Annotated in this window: 1 protein-coding gene; it reads left to right on the forward strand. The window is 74.0% G+C overall.

Annotated elements, in window-relative coordinates; genetic code table 11:
* On the forward strand, positions 1-204 hold a 204-nt coding region (locus ABZ990_RS28230; RefSeq protein ID WP_361237429.1), incomplete at its 5' end, for a carbohydrate-binding protein.
* Positions 205-231 lie beyond the last annotated feature (27 nt).

A 231-nucleotide genomic window follows, 5' to 3' on the forward strand; every position in this document is an offset into this window, starting at 1 on the left:
CCGCCGACGACGCCCCCGACGACGCCTCCGACCACTCCGCCCGCGGGCTGCGCCGCGGCGGCGTACACGGCCGGCACGGTCTACAACGCGGGCCAGACCGTCTCCCACAAGGGCCACACCTGGAAGGCCAAGTGGTGGACCCAGAACGAGGAGCCGGGCACGACCGGCGACTGGGGCGTCTGGCAGGACCTCGGCGCCTGCTGACGAGGCCGGCTCGCTGAAGGTCGTACG

Source organism: Streptomyces sp. NPDC046203, from assembly GCF_040646255.1.
Taxonomy (GTDB): Bacteria; Actinomycetota; Actinomycetes; order Streptomycetales; family Streptomycetaceae; genus Streptomyces.